The sequence below is a fragment of the Thiorhodococcus fuscus genome, from assembly GCF_042682685.1.
Classification (GTDB): Bacteria; Pseudomonadota; Gammaproteobacteria; order Chromatiales; family Chromatiaceae; genus Imhoffiella; species Imhoffiella fuscus.
This window is the reverse complement of record NZ_JBHUHX010000007.1, coordinates 150377-169048: the sequence shown is the minus strand read 5'-3', so window position 1 is coordinate 169048 and position 18672 is coordinate 150377. Positions and strand designations below refer to the sequence as shown.

Here is an 18672-nt window from a genome sequence, read left to right as displayed (position 1 = left end):
CCTTCAACGCACCCACGACCGCACTCCTCGCTTTCGGCGGCAGACTCCATTAGACGCCTTTCATGACAGCCAGAACCCGCACCACATCACAGCACCGCATCATCGTTGGACTCTCAGGAGGCGTCGACTCAGCGGTCGCCGCTCACCTGCTCAAGGAAGAAGGACATGAAGTCGAAGCCCTCTTCATGAAAAACTGGGAAGAAGACGACGAGGAAGGCTATTGCGCGGCCGCCGAAGACCTAGCCGATGCCCGCGCGGTGGCCGAACGACTCGATATCCGACTCCATACGGTGAATTTCGCGACCGAATACTGGGATCATGTCTTCGAGTATTTCCTCGCCGAGTACCGCGCGCTGCGCACCCCGAACCCGGACGTGCTTTGCAACCGAGAGATCAAATTCGCGGCCTTTCTCGATCATGCGCTGGGGCTCGGCGCCGAAGCGATCGCAACGGGTCACTATGCGCGGCTGACACGGGACGAGAACGGTCAACATCTGCGACTCTGCGCCGACGAGGGTAAGGATCAAACCTATTTCCTGCATCTTCTGAACCAGACTCAGCTTGCCCATGCATGCTTTCCGTTGGCGGACATCACTAAGCCCGAGGTCCGGCGGATCGCCCGCGACCTCGGACTCGCGAATGCACAGAAGAAGGACAGCACGGGGATCTGCTTCATTGGGGAACGCCGGTTCAAAGACTTCCTGGAGCGATTCCTGCCGCGCGCCCCTGGCCCGATCGAAACCCCCGAGGGCGTCCTACTCGGAGAGCATCAGGGACTGGCCTATTACACCATCGGTCAGCGCCAGGGGTTGGGGATCGGCGGCATCGCAGGAGGCCGCGAGGCCCCTTGGTACGTGGCCGTCAAGGATGTCACCCGAAACAGACTGGTGGTCGTACAGGACGACGCGCACCCGCTGCTCATGTCCCGTGAACTCCATGCACTCAGACCCCACTGGATTAGCGGGCAGGCCCCTCGAACACCCTATCGATGCCGTGCGAGGCTGCGTCATCGACAGCCGCTGCAATCCTGTACCCTGCTGGAGGTCGACGCGACCGGCTGCCGCGTCGGCTTCGACGCCCCCCAGCGCGCCATCACTCCCGGTCAGTCGGTCGTCTTCTACGATGGGGACGAATGCCTCGGGGGTGCCGTCATCGAGCGCGCGGCATGACCTCCCTCCCGAGATGCATCGATTCCATGTCCACCATCAATCCTGCCGCCGGCAAGATCTGGCGCTCACCCCGGCTTCGCGTTCAAATGGGGCAAGAGCCAACCTGCTGGAGATTCAAAGCCAATGCCTCGTGACAATCTGGAGCGCGTCGTCGCGCTCGCAGGCATCTATCAAGCCGTCACCTGCGTCATACAGATCGCGCGCACGGGGGACACGGATACGGATGCCATGGCGCCCTGCATCCACAGCCTCTTCCAGATCGATGCCGCCAATGTGGAGACCGTTTTCGGAGCGCCCGGTGCGATCGCAAGCGGAATGCGTCAGCTGGTCGCCCAACTGACCGGCCAGCCGGAGCGCAACCTGGAGCTGACCCGCTATGTCGTACAACTGATCAAGTTGGAGCGCAGCTTGGCACAGCGGCCGAAGCTGCTGGACCGCCTCAGCGAAGGTGTCGCCGAGGCCAAGGTCAAGCAGGAGCATTTCGGGCCACTGCACCCCAATCTCCTGGCCCATTTCGCCGAACTCTACAGCGAAACGCTCAGCAGACTCGAACCCCGCATCATCATCCGAGGCGAATCGCTCCATCTGCAAAACCCGGACAATCAGAACCGTATCCGCGCACTGCTGCTAGCGGGCGTGAGATCCGCCGTGCTTTGGCGTCAGATCGGCGGCTCGCGCTGGCAGATCCTTTTCAAAAACAGACAGATTCTAGCGGATGCCCGACGCTATCTCGCCGCTCAAACGAACGAATGAACGGCGAGCATCCGGGTCGCACGATAAACATCCTCGCCTACTGCACCGCAGCATGTGGCGTACAACCGAGTAGAACGGTAAAATTTCGGGCTGCACCGAATCACGCGAACCAGTCCGGAGCCTTTTAGATGCCCAACAGCTTCAATGCCAAGACCAACCTGAACGTCGCTGGCCAGGATTACGAGATCTTCAAGCTCGATGCCGTCCCGGGCGCCGAGCGGCTACCCTACTCGCTGAAGATCCTGCTCGAGAACCTGCTCCGGAACGAGGATGGCGTGACCGTCACGCGCCAGGACATCGAATTCTTCAGCCAATGGGACTCCCAGGCCGAGCCGGCCAAGGAGATCCAGTACCGCCCCGCCCGCGTGCTGATGCAGGACTTCACCGGCGTGCCCGCAGTGGTCGATCTCGCCGCCATGCGCGACGCCATGGCCGCACTCGGCGGCGACCCGCGCAAGATCAACCCGCTGCAGCCGGCCGAGCTGGTCATCGACCATTCGGTCCAGGTCGACCATTTCGGATCCGATTCCGCCTTCGGTCTCAACGCCGAGCTCGAGTTCAGCCGCAACAAAGAGCGCTATCAGTTCCTCAAATGGGGCCAGAACGCGCTCGACGGCTTCAAGGTCGTTCCGCCCGACACCGGCATCGTCCATCAGGTCAACGTCGAGTATCTCTCGCGCGTCATCTTCCCCAAACCGCTCGACGGCACGACCCAGGCCTACTTCGACACCTGCGTCGGCACCGACTCGCACACCACCATGGTCAATGGCATCGGCGTGCTGGGCTGGGGCGTCGGCGGCATCGAGGCCGAGGCATCCATGCTGGGCCAGCCGATCTCCATGCTCGTACCCAAAGTCGTCGGCTTCAAGCTGACCGGCACCCTCAAGGAAGGCGTCACCGCGACCGACCTGGTGCTCACCATCGTCGAGCGTCTGCGCCAGCACGGCGTGGTCGGCAAGTTCGTCGAATTCTACGGCCCGGCCATCAGCAGCCTGCCGATGGGCGAGCGCAACACCATCGCCAACATGGGTCCCGAGTACGGCGCCACCTGCGGCCTCTTCCCCATCGATCAGATCACCCTCGACTATCTGCGCCTGACCGGCCGCAGCGAGGAGCAGCTCGCACTGGTCGAGGCCTACTGCAAGGCGCAGGGCGTGTGGCACACCGCCGACGCCGCCGAGGCCGACTACTCCGAGACGCTCGAACTCGATCTCGGCGACGTCGTTCCTTCGCTCGCCGGCCCCAAGCGTCCCCAGGACCGCGTCGAGCTGTCCGAGATGGCCAGCCACTTCCCGGCCGCCCTCGAATCGCTCAAGCAGGAGCGCAACATCCCGAGCAAAGGCCCGGCCAAGGCCGTGATCGACGGCGAGGAGGTCGAGATCTCCGACGGCTCCATCGTGGTCGCCGCCATCACCTCCTGCACCAACACCTCGAACCCGAGCGTGCTGATCGCCGCCGGCCTGGTCGCCAGGAAGGCCGCCGAGCTGGGCCTGAAGCGCGCCCCCTGGGTCAAAACCGCCTTCGGTCCCGGCTCCATGGCGGTCACCCGCTATCTGGACCGCGCTGGGCTAACCGAGCCGCTCAAGGCGCTCGGCTTCCACAACGTCGGCTACGGCTGTACCGTCTGTATCGGCAACACGGGCCCGCTGCCCGAACCGATCTCCAACGCGATCGCTGACAACGACCTCTGCGCCGTCTCCATCCTCTCGGGCAACCGCAACTTCGAGGGCCGGGTGCACGCCGAGGTGCGCATGAACTATCTGGCCAGCCCGCCGCTGGTCGTCGCCTACGCCATCGCCGGCCGTATCGACATCGATCCCTTCAAGGATCCCCTGACGCATGACGCCCAGGGCAACCCCGTCTACCTCAAGGACATCTGGCCGAGCCAGGACGAGGTCACCCAGGCGATCTCCGAGTTCGTCACCCCGGACGAGTTCACCACCGCCTACGCCGACGTCTTCAGCGGCGACGCGCGCTGGCAGTCCCTGGCCGCCGCCGAGACCCAGACCTACGACTGGCCCGCGGACTCCACCTACATCCAGAACCCGCCCTACTTCCAGGGCATGACCCTGGACGTGGCCCCGGTCGAGGACATCCAGGGCGCGCGCTGTCTGGCACTGCTCGGCCGCTCCATCACCACCGACCATATCTCGCCCGCCGGCACCATCAAGCCCGACTCCCCCGCAGGCAAGTACCTGATCGAGAAGGGCGTGGACCCCAAGGACTTCAACAGCCTGGGCTCGCGCCGCGGCAACCACGAGGTAATGATGCGCGGCACCTTCGCCAACATCCGCCTGCGCAACCTCATGGCGCCGGGCACCGAGGGCGGCGTCACCCTGCACCAGCCGAGCGGCGAACAGATGTCCATCTACGACGCGGCCATGCAGTACCAGGCCGAGGGCACCCCGGCCATCGTCATCGCCGGCAAGGAATACGGCTCGGGCTCCTCGCGCGACTGGGCCGCCAAGGGGCCGCGTCTGCTGGGCGTGCGCGCCGTCATCGCCGAGAGCTACGAGCGCATCCACCGCTCCAACCTAGTCGGCATGGGCATCCTGCCGCTCGAGTTCATCAATGGCGACACCGCCCAGTCGCTCGGTCTGACCGGCACCGAGAGCTTCGACATCGTCGGACTCGAGAACGGCGAGGCCAAGCAGGTCGAGGTCAAGGCGACCGCCGCCGACGGCTCGGTGAAGTCCTTCACGGCCAAGGTCCGGATCGACACCCCGAACGAGGTGGATTACTACCGCAACGGGGGCATCCTGCACTACGTCCTGCGCAAGCTGGCGGCCTAAGAGGATCTCCGAGGAGCCATGCGGCGCAATACGCTTCGCTATTGCGCCCTACGCTAGCTCGGAACCTGGCTCCCGACAGAGGGTCGGGTGACGGATGGCAGGGGTGTCGACGGCATGGATGCCGTCGTCAAGCCTCCAGGGATGGATTCACGGCGTCCCCAGCCAGCCGTTACCCGATCCGGGAGTGCCCGCTCATTTCGTAGCCTGACCGCAACAGGTAGCAAGCCCCTTCTTCTTGCTTTCCCACACATCCTGGGGCAGCCTTCAGCCCTTTCCGAATCGAGGCCAGAGCCCACGGGACCGGCCCCAACCCATCACGATCATGAACAATCCGGAGCAATCCATGCCGATGGAGCTATCCACCCTCACCGCCGTGTCCCCGGTGGACGGACGCTATGCGTCCAAGACCGCCGATCTGCGGGCCATCTTCAGCGAATACGGACTCATCCGCTGCCGCGTCCAGGTGGAGGTGCGCTGGTTCCAGGCATTGGCTCGCCATCCCCAGATCGTCGAGGTCCCGCCCTTCTCGGACGAAGCCAACCAAAGGCTCGACCAGATCGTCGACGACTTCGATCTCAGCCATGCGCAACGCATCAAGGAGATCGAGCGCACCACCAACCACGACGTCAAGGCGGTCGAATACTTCCTCAAGGAACGCATCGCGGACAATGCCGAACTGGCACGGGTCGGCGAGTTCATCCATTTCGCCTGCACCTCCGAGGACATCAACAACCTCTCGCACGGGCTCATGATCCGGGCCGGCCGCGACGAGCAACTGCTGCCGCAGATGGACCAGCTCATCGGGGCGATCCGCGACCTGGCGCATCGCTACGCCGACCTGCCCATGCTCTCGCGCACCCACGGTCAGCCGGCAACGCCGACCACGCTCGGCAAGGAGATGGCCAACGTGGTCCAGCGACTGCGCTCACAGCGCGCGCGGATCGCCGAGGTCGCGCTCCTGGGCAAGATCAACGGTGCCGTCGGCAACTACAACGCCCATCGCGCCGCCTATCCGGAGATCGACTGGGCCGCCTTTTCGCGCGAGTTCGTCGAATCGCTGGGGCTGACCTGGAATCCCTACACGACCCAGATCGAGCCGCACGACTACATGGCCGAGCTGTTCGACGCCATCGCCCGCTTCAACATCATCCTGATCGACTTCTGCCGCGACATCTGGGGCTATATCTCGGTCGGCTTCTTCAAGCAGCGCACCATCGCCGGCGAGGTCGGATCCTCAACCATGCCGCACAAGGTCAACCCCATCGATTTCGAGAACGCCGAGGGCAACCTGGGCATCGCCAACGCGGTGCTCGAGCACCTGGGCCGCAAGCTGCCCATCTCGCGCTGGCAGCGCGACCTGACCGACTCCACCGTGCTGCGCAACCTGGGCGTCGGCGTGGCCCACACCCAGATCGCGCTCGCCTCGGCACTGCGCGGCATCGGCAAGCTGGAGGCGGACCCAGAGCGTCTCGCCGCCGACCTGGACGCCAACTGGGAGGTGCTGGCCGAGCCGATCCAGACGGTGATGCGCCGCTATGGCGTCGAATCACCCTACGAGAAGCTCAAGGAACTGACCCGTGGTCGTCGCGTCGGCCCGCAGGAGCTTGCCGAATTCGTCGCAACGCTCGAGATCCCCGCCGAGGCCAAGGCCCAGCTCGCCGCCATGACGCCGGCCACCTATCTGGGCGAGGCTGCTCGACTCGCACGCGAAATCTAGCCTGATCGCGACCCACAGCGGACACACTCGGCCTCAACCCAAAAGCCGAGCTCGATCGAATCTCCGAGGGCAATAAAAAAGGCCGATCATGCCAAGGCATGATCGGCCTTACCACAAGCCTCGGTCGGGGGGGGTGAGGCTCATTGGACCAGAGTTGGCACTGGACCTTAAACGATCCAAATACCAAAAAATCGGGGATGTACTGCGATACGTCTTCTGGCGCCGGCGACATGGGTCGGCGCCAAGCTGGAGGCCGCACTCACGCCGCGAAGGATGCGGCGCACGCGGCGGCCTCCAGTTTCACCGAGGATCAATCGTCGTAATCGGCCTTGATGGTCACGCGACGCTGCTCGACGGAGTAGATGTCGACGCCAGGCAGCATGTCGAGCTCACCACGACTCTCGACGGACATGATGTCCTCGGCAGGAATGCCACGGCTGATCATGTAGTCATGCACGGTCTCGGCACGACGCATGCCCAGCTGATAGTTGTAGGCCTCGGACCCCTTGGCATCGGTGTGACCGACCAGGGAGATCTTCTCGCGCACCGGGGTATCGTTGACCTGTGCGATGTAGTTGTCGAGACGCTGCAGTTCGCCATCGTTGACGATGTTCTCGATCCGGTACTTGTCGAACTCGAAGTTCAGACGAACATTGAATTCCTTCGGAACCGGAGCGGGCGCCACGCAAGGATCCAGATCGTTCGGGCCGTGCAGACTCTGCCAGCACTCGCCGTAATTGGTAACCCAAGCCGTGCCCTCCGGCTTGGCCGACCAGAAATGCTCGTTGTTGTAGTCACCCGCATTCACGGCCATGGGGGCAGCCAGCACCGCCGCCACCGCGAACGGAGCCGCCAGCGAGGCAAGGCGTAAAGTGTTCTTTTGTTTGCGCATCTTTTGTTTCCTGTTCAGGTGGGTGGAGAGGATCGAATCGGGAATCCTGGCTTATCGCTGAAATGCACGTCAGTAAAAAACAACAGCGTCGTGATTTTTTCTTTAGCGCCGCAATCCCGCTCTCCCGAAACTGAAATCCAAAATAATTGGGTGCGGGCGGCGATAGGTCGACCGCTCTTGGGACACAGACATTTTAGCCCACAACAGGAACATAAGTGCAACTTTTTTATAGTTTAGATGTATATTTACAACGATCGTTATACCGATACAACAAGAAGCCAACCAAACGCGCTGCCAGCAGCCTTCAGCGCACACAAACCGGCATTGAAAGCCGTCACCATTTCACAACAGACACCGCAAGCGAGGCATTGAAGCGGCGGGTGACGGCAAGCATTTTCAGGTATCGGCAACAACCGCCCATCCCAATGTTTTCACGCGGAACCGATCCATGCAGCTAGAGTCCGCTCTCGACGACCGCATCCTCGGGGCCTCGAAAGGGGCGATAACGCTCGATCGAAGCAATCTGATCCGACATGCCAGCGCCCTCATGGCGACTCAGTCGCGCCGAGAACTCCTGCTGTTCGGCCGAAACTTCGACCCCCAACTCTATGACAGCCAGCCATTTCTCGATGGCGTTAGACGGCTCGCCCTGCATCGCCCGTCGATCTGCGTTCGGATTCTTCTATTCGACACACGCAAGGCGACAGGCACCGGTCATCGTCTGATCGAACTGAGCCGAAGGCTCACCTCCCGCATCGCCATCCAGTGCGTCTGCGAAGACGACCGCGAACGGCTCGACGCCTTCCTGATCGCGGACGAGCGCGGCTATATACGACGGCGTCTAGCCGATACCATGGAGGCCGTCGCCGATTTCGACAACCCTCAGGACTCGCGCCTCCTACGGATGGATTTCGAGCAGATGTGGGAGCGCAGCAACCCAGACACGGAGATGCGACGCCTCTTCCTGTGACCTGCCGCCGATGTCGACGCCCTCGCCGTTTCAATCTTTTTGCGAACATCCCGCCCGAGCCAACGTACCATGCACACGCAACACTCCACACCCAGAAGCGCGATCGGGCGCCTCGGATGGCGACGGCTGACGGCCGTCAGCATCCTCGCGATCGGGGCCTCCACCCTGGGATGGACCTGGTGGGCCGAGGCCCATCCTCGACAAGAGCGGGCACTGCGCGTCTTCGTCCACCAGCAGCTCGAACAGCTGTTTCCAGAGTCCATGTCGATCGAGCGGGATAGCTGGTATGGGCTCATCGAACGACGCCCCGCGACACCCGAAACGCCCGCACGGGTTCTACTGGTCCACGGTCTGGACGAGCCAGGCACCATCTGGGACGACCTCATCCCCGCACTCGACAAGGCGGACCTGAGCGTCTGGGAATTCCGCTATCCGAACGACCAGGGCGTCGATCAGAGCACCCAATACCTCGCGAAACTCTGGCCACAGCTCCCAAAGGACCGGCCTATCGCGCTGATCGGACACAGCATGGGCGGACTGGTGATCCGTGACTTCGTGACGGCCTGGCTGACACCAAGCCCCGGAGCGACTCGCGTGCAAAGCCCCCCTCTTCTCGGCGTCATTCTGGTCGGCACCCCGAATCATGGGTCCGAGTGGGCACGACTGCGTGTCTGGCTGGAACTGCGCGATCACCTGAGCGGCGAGCGCGAGCGGCGCTTTTCACTCTTCTCGGCGCTACGCGACGGAACTGGGGAGGCGAAGATCGACCTGCGGCCCGGGAGCGATTTCCTCGACACGCTCAACGCCCGACCCTGGCCTGCGGCGATCCCCATCCAACTGATCGGAGGACGCCTGATGCGACCCACGGAAACGATGGAACAAAGCCTCGCGACCATCGGGCGCGAGCTTGGATCGAAAGAGTTGACGAAACGACTGGGCGACTGGTGGTCCAGTCTCGACAAGGGCCTGGGCGATGGGGTCGTCACGCGCGCATCGCTCAGCCTTCCGAACGCAGCGCCACCGATCCTCGTCGAGGGATCGCACCGAAGGATATTGCTGCGTTCACGGGCTGGAGACCCGCAACCGCCAGCGATCGCCCCCATTCTGCACACGCTGGAACGCTGGACCCTCGCCAGACGCGACCACTGATCTCGGAGCAAGCCTCAGAGCAGCGGCTGATCTTCAACGCGCCGAATCCGCCCGTCGAGATGCGGCGCGATCACACCCCGCTCGCGAATGGCCTGGACCAGCATGTCCGAAATCAGCCGACCGGTCATCACCGGCTCGACCATCGTCTTGAAGACGGCGTAGCCATCGCCCCCCTCGGCCAGAAAGTCGGACGTCACGACCGAATAGAGCCGATCCGGATCGATGGGTCTGCCCGCGATGGAGACAGCCCCAAGCCCTCGCCCAACGATCTCATAACGCACCCCGGAGACCTGCAAAAAGCCGCCGGGGTTGTCCTCGGGATCCATGGAGGCGCTATGACCCAAGGCATCGAGGATCTGCCTTCCGCTCAGCCGCCCCACGACCAGCTCGTTCCTGAACGGGAACGTCTGATAGATCTGCTTGAGCGAAATCCTTCCCCGAGGAATGTCGGCGCGGAAACCACCGGCGTTGAAAAAGGCGACATCCGAGCCCGTTTCGGAACGCGCCAGGTCGGCCAGAAAATCGCCGAATACCGCCTCACCGCGCCGAATGTCCTCGCGGCGGGCACTCAGATCGACCTTTGTCTCACCGATCTCCTCGCCCAGATCGGCCTCCGCCTGATCGACGATCCGCGCGATCTCGCGCGCCATCTCCGGATCCTCGGGCAGACTCGCATCGATCGGAATCAACCGATAGGCCGCCTGATGCATCGCCCCATCCCGACACACCAGATCCATCCGGCCGATCCACTCGCCACGCTCGCCAGCCTGCAGGATAGGCACACCGGACTGAACGACCGGCTGTTGCAGCACATGATGATTGTGACCACCGACGATGAGGTCGATCCCCTGCACCGAGTCGGCCAAACGTCTGTCCTGAGCCAACCCCAGATGAGAGAGCACCACCACCAGATCGGCCCGATCACGCAGCTCCGGCACCAGCCGACGCGCCACAGCGACCGGATCCTCGACGATCACACCAACGGTGTTGCGCGGGTGGGTTGCCGTGAGCAGCTCGGGCGTGACGAGACCCACCACGGCGACCTTGACGCCCTTCTCGTCCAACACAATCGAACCACGGGTCGGCAACGGCTCGGGGGAGACACGCACGTTCGCCGCGAGAAAGGGAAACCCCACCTGCCCCGCCAAACGACGGAAGACGTCCAACCCATAATCGAATTCGTGATTCCCCATGACCGCTGCGTCGACGCCCATCCGATCGAACATCAGCGCATCGGGCACGCCCAGGAAGAGGGTCGACGTCAGGGTGCCCTGCAACAGATCCCCTGCGAACAGCAACAGAACCGGGCGCCCCGAATCCTCCGCGCGAATCCGACGGACCACCTCAGTCAGACGCGCGAGACCTCCCCGGAGCGTCTGGCTATCCGGATCCCGGTAGGGCTCCAGCTGGCCGTGGAAATCGTTGAAATGAAGAATCGTCAGCTCATCGCCCGAACGGCAACCTGCCAGCGCGAGCCGCGCGCCGAAGGCGGCAATGACGAAGAGTAGAACAACCGTCGAGCGCCAGCGGATCCGCATAGGCGAGAGACCTGAAAATCAAGGAAGGGGACTGAAATAGGTCCGATGCGCGCCGAACTCGCGTTCAGATCGAGAGCAGGACGAGCGATTAGGAGTGTAGCGAGACGACGGGAAGATTGGCATCGAACGTCCAGAAGCGGATTCAGGAACGCGACGGATCGGATCGCACACGCAGCGCGACCCGATTTCAAGCTTGGCGCTTAATTCCGCGGAGCCATGTGACGCATCCACTCGGGCATCGGCCGAACGATCGGCGCAGCCGGAGCGGGCGTTGCCTCGACCGGAGCGGTCTCTACAGCCGTATCAGCAGGAGCCTCGGCCTCTGCCTTAACCGGCTCGGCGGCGGGAGCAGCCTCAGCTTTGGCAGGCTCGGCAGTCGGTGCAGGAGCAGCTTCAGCCTTGGCAGGCTCGTCAGCCGGGGCAGGAGCATCTTCAGCCTTGGCAGGCTCGGCAGCCGGGGCGGGAGCAGCCTCAGCCTTGGCAGGCTCGGCAGCCGGGGCAGGAGCAGCTTTAGCCTTAGCAGGCTCGGCAGCCGAGGCGGGAGCAGCTTCGGCCTTGGCAGGCTCGGCAGCATCGGAAGGGGCAGCCTCTGCCTTTGCCGGTTCAGCCGGCGCCGGTGGCTGAACCAGAGCCACTTGACCAATCGGGGTCAGGTTCGCCGTAACCTCAGCCTGATCGATCGACCCGCGATCGACGACGAGAACATCATGAGAAACCGCGTAAATCCCCCCCAGAACCATCAACAGCGTCCAGACAGCGACGACGGTTGTACCCGCATTGTACTCATCCAGCATGGCCTTGAATTGAGCAAAACGACCAGCCACGACTTCATTCATTAGGTGCATCCTCATGTTCGGATAACGATAAATTGAAAAATTGCTTGCAATCAGCTAAGCCTTCCTAGGCTGCCTGAACGGGCGGCTCGGTTCAAGCAAGATCGTGAGATTCGAGCACCCGCTTCAAGGGACCAAGATCCAAATCCGACAAACCGTTCGCCGAATGCTCCAGGTCATGTGTCGGTTTCATTAATTCTCAAGATTGAGTCAGCCCGAGGACGCCCAGTACCTCCGTGCGCTATATTTTCACGGTTGTTTAGCGGCGTTATCAACCAACCAGCGCTAAACGCTCGCGGCTACGCCCCCGCCTCTGCAATCGCCTCAGCCGAATCGCCCCAATCCGGGCGTACGCCGTCGGCGTCCCGCCGAGCGCCGCATGATCTCAATAAGATGACCCTACGAATTTTAGCGACCGGAGAACGAACACGATGACCGACTACGTCCGCTGGCTGAGCGACCTCGGGATGAACGACGTACCCATCGTTGGAGGCAAGAACGCCTCCCTCGGCGAGATGATCCAAAATCTAACTCATCTCGGGGTGCAAGTCCCTGGCGGTTTTGCGACCACAGCCGATGCCTATCGCGACTTTCTCGCACGCGACGGGCTGGACGAACGCATCCAATCGGTTCTGGACGCGCTGGACGTGGAAGACGTCACCGCGCTAGCCGAGGCCGGCCCCCGCATTCGCGGCTGGGTCATGGAACAGCCCTTCCCCCCCGAGCTCGATGCCGCCATCGACGCCGCTTACGCGAAGCTGACCGCCGACTCCGGTGACGGCGTTTCCTGGGCCGTGCGCTCCTCCGCCACCGCCGAGGACCTGCCCGACGCCTCCTTCGCCGGCCAGCAGGAAACCTTCCTCAACGTCCAGGGCATCGACAACATCAAATTCCGGATCAAGGAGGTCTTCGCCTCCCTGTTCAACGACCGCGCCATCGCCTATCGCGTCCACCAGGGCTTCGAGCACCGTCACGTCGCCCTGTCCGCCGGCATCCAGCGCATGGTGCGCAGCGACCTGGCCGCCTCGGGCGTCATGTTCACGCTCGACACCGAGTCCGGCTTCCGCGACGCCGTCTTCATCACCTCCAGCTACGGCCTGGGCGAGATGGTGGTCCAGGGCGCGGTCAACCCGGACGAGTTCTATGTCCACAAGCCCACGCTGCAGGCCGGCCGGCCGGCCATCCTGCGCCGCACCGTCGGCGACAAGGCCATTCGCATGGTCTACAACGCGCCCGGCGCCGACTCCTATGTGAAGACCGAGCCGGTCCCGGAAGAGATGCGCCCCCTGTTCAGCATCACCGATGCCGAGATCGAGGAACTGGCCAAGCAGGCGATCCAGATCGAGCAGCACTATGGTCGCCCGATGGACGTCGAGTGGGCGAAGGACGGCACCGACGGCAAGATCTATGTCGTCCAGGCCCGTCCCGAGACGGTCCAGAGCCGCAGCGGCAACGTCATCGAGCGCTATGTGCTGCGCCAGAAGGGCCCGGTCCTGACCAACGGCCGCAGCATCGGCAGCCGCATCGGCGCCGGCAAGGCGCGCATCGTCGAAAGCATCGCCGACATGCACAAGGTCGAGGCCGGCGATGTGCTCATCACCGACATGACCGATCCGGACTGGGAGCCGGTCATGAAGCGCGCCGCCGCCATCGTGACCAACCGCGGCGGGCGCACCTGCCACGCCGCCATCATCGCTCGCGAGCTGGGCGTGCCGGCCGTGGTCGGCTGCAACAACGCCACCGACGTGGTCAAGGACGGCCAGGAGGTCACCGTCAGCTGCGCCGAGGGCGACACCGGCTACATCTACGACGGCATGCTGGAGTTCGACCACAAGACGGTCGAGCTCACCGCCATGCCCGAGATCCCGGTCAAGATCATGATGAACGTCGGCAACCCCGACCGCGCCTTCGCCTTCTCGGCCACGCCGAATGCCGGCGTCGGTCTGGCGCGTCTCGAATTCATCATCAACAACATGATCGGCATTCACCCCAAGGCGCTGCTCGAATTCGACCAGCTGCCCGCCGACCTCAAGGCCAAGATCGCACCGCGCATCGCCGCCTACCCCAGCCCGCGCGAGTTCTATGTCACCAAGCTGGCCGAGGGCATCTCGACCCTGGCCGCCGCCTTCGCGCCCAACACGGTCATCGTGCGCATGTCGGACTTCAAGTCCAACGAATACGCCAACCTGATCGGCGGTCCGCGCTACGAGCCCGAGGAAGAGAACCCCATGATCGGCTTCCGAGGCGCCGGTCGTTACGTGGCGGAGGACTTCAAGGACTGCTTCGAGATGGAGTGCGAGGCGCTCAAGCGCGTGCGCGACGACATGGGTCTGACCAACGTCGAGATCATGATCCCCTTCGTCCGCACCCTGGGTCAGGCGAAGGCCGTGTCCGAGTCGCTGGCTGCGCAGGGTCTAGAGCGAGGCAAGAACGGTCTGCGTCTCATCATGATGTGCGAGCTGCCCTCCAATGCCGTCCTGGCCGAGGAGTTCCTGGAGTACTTCGACGGCTTCTCGATTGGCTCGAACGACATGACCCAGCTCACCCTGGGCCTCGACCGCGACTCCAGCCTGGTGGCCGAATACTTCGACGAACGCGACCCTGCGGTGAAGAAGATGCTCTCCATGGCCATCGCCGCATGCCGCGCCAAGGATAAGTACGTCGGCATCTGCGGTCAGGGACCGTCGGACCACAAGGACTTCGCCGACTGGCTGCTCAAGGAAGGCATCAGCAGCATTTCGCTGAACCCTGATACCGTGATCGACACCTGGATCTACCTGGCCGAGCAGGCCAAGACGCTCTGATAGCCCCTCGATCGCCGGCGGCAGCCGCTGCTGGCGATCGACCTTCCCCTCGACGCCCTTTCCAAGACCGAAAGCGGGCCTAGATCGCCCTCTATTGAGAAATGTCAGCGCGAGAGACCGGCCGAATACCGGTATCTTGAGCGGATTCGATCAATCCGGTCCATCACCATTGAATCTACTCATCCTCTGCACCCTCCTGGCGGCAGGCATCGTCCTCGCCCCCGTCCTCATTCAACGCGCCTATCGGGCACCGCGCATCCCAGAACAGGGCACGCCCGCCGACTGGGATCTTCCCTACCGAGAGGCTCGGATCGAGACGCGCCAGGGCAAAGAGCTGTTCGCCTGGCTGATCCCGGCCGACCAAGACCTGGGGCCGGCCCCGACCGTGCTCATCCTCCACGGCTGGGGCGGCAATGCCGAGCAGATGCTACCGTTCGCTGTGCCATTGCATCGCGCCGGCTTCGCGGTGCTGCTCTTCGATGCTCGCAATCACGGGCGTAGCGATCGCGACGGGCTCTCATCGCTGCCACGATTCGCAGAGGATCTGGAAGACGCGCTCGACTGGGTTGCCCAGCGCCCGGAGGTGGATCCGCAGCGACTGGCGGCGCTCGGTCATTCGGTGGGGGCCGGCGCGGTCCTGCTCACGGCGTCGCGACGCCCCGAGCTCGCCGCAGCGATCAGCATCGCCGCATTCGCCCACCCCGAGCAGTTGATGGAGCGGCATTTGCGTTCCAAGCACATTCCCAGACCGATCGTCTGGCTGGTGCTGCGCTTTATCGAATACCGCATCCAGGCCCGATTCGACGACATCGCCCCCTGCCGGACCATCCGCCGGGCGCAATGTCCGGTACTGCTGGTGCATGGCGAGGACGATGCGCGAGTTCCCTTCGCGGAGGCGGATCAAATCCACGCCAACCGCCGGGACGACCGGGTCACGTTGTTGCCGATCCCCGACGCCGGACATGAATCCATCGAGGCAATCGACCGCCACGCCGATAAGCTGGTGGCCTTTCTGTCGCGACACATCGCGACCGATCAGCCCCGCTTCTCAGGGGATACCTTACCCTTCGACGCGCCGGGATCCTCATCCTGTTCGCCGGCCGACTCTTCGGCAGGCTCCGAAATCGCCTCCACGACCTGCTGACTCCCTTCCGCTTCACGCAATCCAAGCAGGACCAGATCCACGTCGGGAAGGATGTCGGAGAATTCGACGCCGTACATCTCCCAGATGGAGATGAAGAGCGAGGCGATCAGGGGGCCGATGAAGACGCCGGGCAGACCGAACATGAAGATGCCGCCGAGGGTGCTGAAGAAGATCATCAGTTCGTGCATCTTGGTGTCCTTGCCGACCAGCATGGGTCGCAGGACGTTATCCAGGCTGCCGACGATCAGACCGCAGAACAGGGCCAGGAGAACGCCACTGAGCACCTGATCGTCGAGGATAAGGAAGACCACGGCGGGGATCCAAACCAGGGCCGCACCGACGTTGGGAATGGTGGAGAGAACCGCCATGACGCTGCCCCAGAAAACGGCGTTGTCGATGCCGACGACGGCGAAGGCGATCCCGGCGAGGGTTCCCTGCAAGAGCCCGATCAGAAAGGAGCCCTTGAGCGTGGCCCGGGTGACCGAGGTGAACTTCTCCAGCATCAGGCGCTCTTCGGCGGTCTTGAGCGGGAGGTAATAGAGGATCTTCACCATCAGCTTCGGACCGTCCATCTGCAGAAAATAGATGCTGTAGAGGAGAACGAAAAAGAGGAAGACGACATTGGCCGTCCCCAGGGTGAACGAAGAGACGGATTCGACCAGGAAGCCGCTGGCGAGACTCGCCGCCTGACTGACGTGCTGGAGGATCAGATCGCGATGCTGCAGCAGGAGGTCGTAGAACGGCAGATGCTGGAGGTAGGCGGCAAAGGAGGTCGGATCCTCGATGACGCCCTTGAATCGCTCGGTGATCACCTGGCTCACGTCGAGCGCCTGGGCGACCAGAACCCCGACCAGCAAGGCCAGCGGGATGAGGACCATGACCGCGACCACCAGGAGCGAGAGACCGGAGGCCAGATGGCTCCGGCCTCCGAGCAGACGCTCGAAACGCAGATAGAGCGGGCGGGCGAGCGCGCTGAAGAGCCCGGCGAGGAAGAGGACCATCAGGAACCCCTGGATCATCGCCAGAAAGAGCGCAGAGATCCCCAAGGCCATCAGCAGAATGACGACCTTGTTCACACGGTCCTGACTCGCTCGATCCGTCTTCAGCATCGCCCGGCTCCTGGACGCCGTCTCGTGCGCCCGGTCAGTGTCCGCCGCCCTTGAGCGCGGCATTCATTCCCTCGATGGTGTCCTTAGCATCGCCGAAGACCAGCGAGGTGTTCTCCTGGTAGAAGAGCAGGTTGTCGACGCCCGAGTAGCCCGGCCGCATGGAGCGCTTGAGGAAATAGACCTGACGCGCCCGCCCGGCCTCCAGGATCGGCATGCCGTAGATGGGGCTCGACGTGTCCTCCTTGGCCGCCGGATTGACCACGTCGTTCGCGCCCACCACCAGGACCACGTCCGCGCCGGGGAACTCAGGATTGATCTCGTCCATCTCAAGCACGTTGTCGTAGGGGATATCGGCCTCGGCCAGGAGCACGTTCATGTGCCCCGGCATGCGACCGGCGACCGGATGGATGGCGAACTTCACCTCCACGCCGCGCGCCTGCAGCAGCTCCATCAGCTCCTTCAGCGAGTGCTGGGCCTGGGCAACGGCCATGCCGTAGCCGGGCACGATGATGACCTTGCCCGCATCCTCCATCCAGTAGACGGCATCCTCGACCGAGGCCGACTTGACGCCTTTCTCCGCCGCCTGGGCGCCAGCGCTCTCGCCACCGCCGGACTCGGAACCGAAACCGCCGAAGATCACGTTGATGATGGAGCGGTTCATCGCCCGGCACATGATGAAGGACAGGATGGCGCCCGAACAGCCGACCAGCGCGCCGACGATGATCAGCAGGTTGTTGTGCAGGGTGAAACCGGTCGCCGCCGCCGCCCAGCCCGAGTAGCTGTTGAGCATGGAGATGATGACCGGCATGTCCGCCCCGCCGATCGGAATAATCAGGGTCACGCCGAGCGTCAGAGCCAGCAGCGTCATGGCGATCAGCGAAAGCAGGCTGCCGGTCATCGCGAAATGCACGGCCAACGCCACCGTGAGCAGTCCGATCAGTGCATTGAGCAGATGCTGTCCGGCGAACTTGACCGGGGCGCCGCTCAGCAGCCCCTGCAGCTTGCCGAAGGCGATGACGGATCCGGTGAAGGTGATGGCGCCGATGACCACGCCAGCCGAGATCTCGCCCATCAGCACCGGATTGAGCAGATCGGCGCTGCGGTGATGCAGGAAGGTGCCGATGCCGACCAGCACGGCGGCCATACCGACGAAGCTGTGCAAGGCCGCGACCAGTTGCGGCATCGCCGTCATCTGGATACGCGCGGCGAGGATGCTACCGATCACCGCGCCGGCGGCGACACCGGCGATGATGAAGCCATAGGACTGCACATCACGCCCCATCAGGGTCGCGGTGATGGCGATCAGCATGCCGAGCATGCCGTAGACGTTGCCCCGCCGTGCCGTGGACGGATGCGTCAGGCCCTTGAGGCCCAAAATGAAAAGGATGGCCGAAAGCAGATAGGCCAGTGCCTGTTGATTGATCGAAAGTTCCATCGCTGACCGCCCCTATTGTTTTTTCTTTTTGAACATCGAGAGCATGCGGTGCGTCACCAGAAAGCCCCCGAAGACATTGATCGAGGCGAGCAGAACCGCGAGAAAGCCGAAGAATTGAACCACAATCCCGGCATTGGGATCGCCCGCGACCAAGAGCGCGCCGATCAGGACGATGCCCGAAATGGCGTTGGTCAGGGCCACCAGCGGGGTGTGCAGCGACGGGGTGACGCCCCAGACGACCCAGTAGCCGATGAAGCAGGCGAGGACGAAAACGTAAAGGGCGACGATCGAGGGATCCAGTGCCTCGGGCATGTGCGTAACTCCAAATCGTGATTGTGTGGGCGCCACCGGCGAACGGCGGAGGCGC

Annotated in this window: 14 protein-coding genes; 8 read left to right on the top strand and 6 right to left on the bottom strand. The window is 63.3% G+C overall.

From position 1 onward, the window contains the following. The first annotated feature begins 62 nt into the window (after positions 1 to 62). The 4 genes from mnmA (at position 63) to purB (ending at position 6431) form a co-directional block, all read left to right on the top strand. The gene (mnmA, locus tag ACFSJC_RS03880; protein WP_386023498.1) at positions 63 to 1169 is read left to right on the top strand and encodes a tRNA 2-thiouridine(34) synthase MnmA; all 1107 of its coding nucleotides are present in this window, start codon (positions 63 to 65) and stop codon (positions 1167 to 1169) included. A 123-nt stretch (positions 1170 to 1292) separates the two neighbouring features. Next, positions 1293 to 1922 (top strand): high frequency lysogenization protein HflD, encoded by a 630-nt coding sequence (gene hflD, locus ACFSJC_RS03875; RefSeq protein ID WP_386023495.1) that lies wholly within the window; start codon positions 1293 to 1295, stop codon positions 1920 to 1922. A 128-nt stretch (positions 1923 to 2050) separates the two neighbouring features. Beyond that, positions 2051 to 4714 (top strand): aconitate hydratase AcnA, encoded by a 2664-nt coding sequence (acnA, locus tag ACFSJC_RS03870; protein ID WP_386023492.1) that lies wholly within the window; start codon positions 2051 to 2053, stop codon positions 4712 to 4714. Positions 4715 to 5063: 349 nt separating this feature from the next. Beyond that, a complete protein-coding gene (gene purB, locus ACFSJC_RS03865) occupies positions 5064 to 6431 on the top strand; it encodes an adenylosuccinate lyase (RefSeq protein ID WP_386023489.1) in 1368 nt (455 codons plus the stop codon). A 310-nt stretch (positions 6432 to 6741) separates the two neighbouring features. Here purB and ACFSJC_RS03860 read toward each other — a convergent pair whose 3' ends face one another. Continuing rightward, positions 6742 to 7323, bottom strand: a complete 582-nt coding sequence (locus ACFSJC_RS03860; RefSeq protein ID WP_386023486.1) for an OmpA family protein — start codon at positions 7321 to 7323, stop codon at positions 6742 to 6744. Positions 7324 to 7771: 448 nt separating this feature from the next. On the opposite strand from ACFSJC_RS03860, the gene ACFSJC_RS03855 reads away from it, so the two are divergent. Further along, on the top strand, positions 7772 to 8293 hold the full coding sequence (locus tag ACFSJC_RS03855) for a DUF7931 domain-containing protein (protein ID WP_386023483.1): 522 nt from the start codon (positions 7772 to 7774) through the stop codon (positions 8291 to 8293). A 69-nt stretch (positions 8294 to 8362) separates the two neighbouring features. Continuing rightward, complete coding sequence (locus ACFSJC_RS03850) at positions 8363 to 9442, top strand: esterase/lipase family protein (RefSeq protein WP_386023480.1); 1080 nt, start codon at positions 8363 to 8365, stop codon at positions 9440 to 9442. A gap of 14 nt (positions 9443 to 9456) precedes the next feature. On the opposite strand, the gene ACFSJC_RS03845 is transcribed toward ACFSJC_RS03850, so the two are convergent. Both ACFSJC_RS03845 and ACFSJC_RS03840 read right to left on the bottom strand, forming a co-directional pair. Beyond that, positions 9457 to 10980: a bifunctional metallophosphatase/5'-nucleotidase gene (locus ACFSJC_RS03845; protein WP_386023477.1), complete on the bottom strand. Its 1524-nt coding sequence runs from the start codon at positions 10978 to 10980 to the stop codon at positions 9457 to 9459. Between the two features lie 200 nt (positions 10981 to 11180). Further along, on the bottom strand, positions 11181 to 11816 hold the full coding sequence (locus tag ACFSJC_RS03840) for a hypothetical protein (RefSeq protein ID WP_386023474.1): 636 nt from the start codon (positions 11814 to 11816) through the stop codon (positions 11181 to 11183). A gap of 428 nt (positions 11817 to 12244) precedes the next feature. Here ACFSJC_RS03840 and ppsA point away from each other — a divergent pair, with 428 nt between their 5' ends. Next, entirely contained in the window at positions 12245 to 14617 is a 2373-nt protein-coding gene (ppsA, locus tag ACFSJC_RS03835; RefSeq protein ID WP_386023471.1) for a phosphoenolpyruvate synthase, read from the top strand. A 169-nt stretch (positions 14618 to 14786) separates the two neighbouring features. Continuing rightward, positions 14787 to 15761, top strand: coding sequence for an alpha/beta hydrolase family protein (locus tag ACFSJC_RS03830; protein ID WP_386023468.1), 975 nt, complete (start codon positions 14787 to 14789; stop codon positions 15759 to 15761). Here ACFSJC_RS03830 and ACFSJC_RS03825 read toward each other — a convergent pair. Genes ACFSJC_RS03825 through ACFSJC_RS03815 form a run of 3 tightly spaced genes read right to left on the bottom strand, consistent with a single transcriptional unit; the run spans position 15653 to position 18617 of the window. Further along, a complete protein-coding gene (locus ACFSJC_RS03825; protein WP_386023465.1) occupies positions 15653 to 16870 on the bottom strand; it encodes an AI-2E family transporter in 1218 nt (405 codons plus the stop codon). The two genes, ACFSJC_RS03830 and ACFSJC_RS03825, sit on opposite strands and share 109 nt — an antisense overlap. Before the next feature lie 34 nt (positions 16871 to 16904). Continuing rightward, the gene (locus ACFSJC_RS03820; RefSeq protein ID WP_386023462.1) at positions 16905 to 18305 is read right to left on the bottom strand and encodes an NAD(P)(+) transhydrogenase (Re/Si-specific) subunit beta; all 1401 of its coding nucleotides are present in this window, start codon (positions 18303 to 18305) and stop codon (positions 16905 to 16907) included. A gap of 12 nt (positions 18306 to 18317) precedes the next feature. Continuing rightward, a complete protein-coding gene (locus tag ACFSJC_RS03815) occupies positions 18318 to 18617 on the bottom strand; it encodes a proton-translocating transhydrogenase family protein (RefSeq protein ID WP_386023459.1) in 300 nt (99 codons plus the stop codon). Positions 18618 to 18672 lie beyond the last annotated feature (55 nt).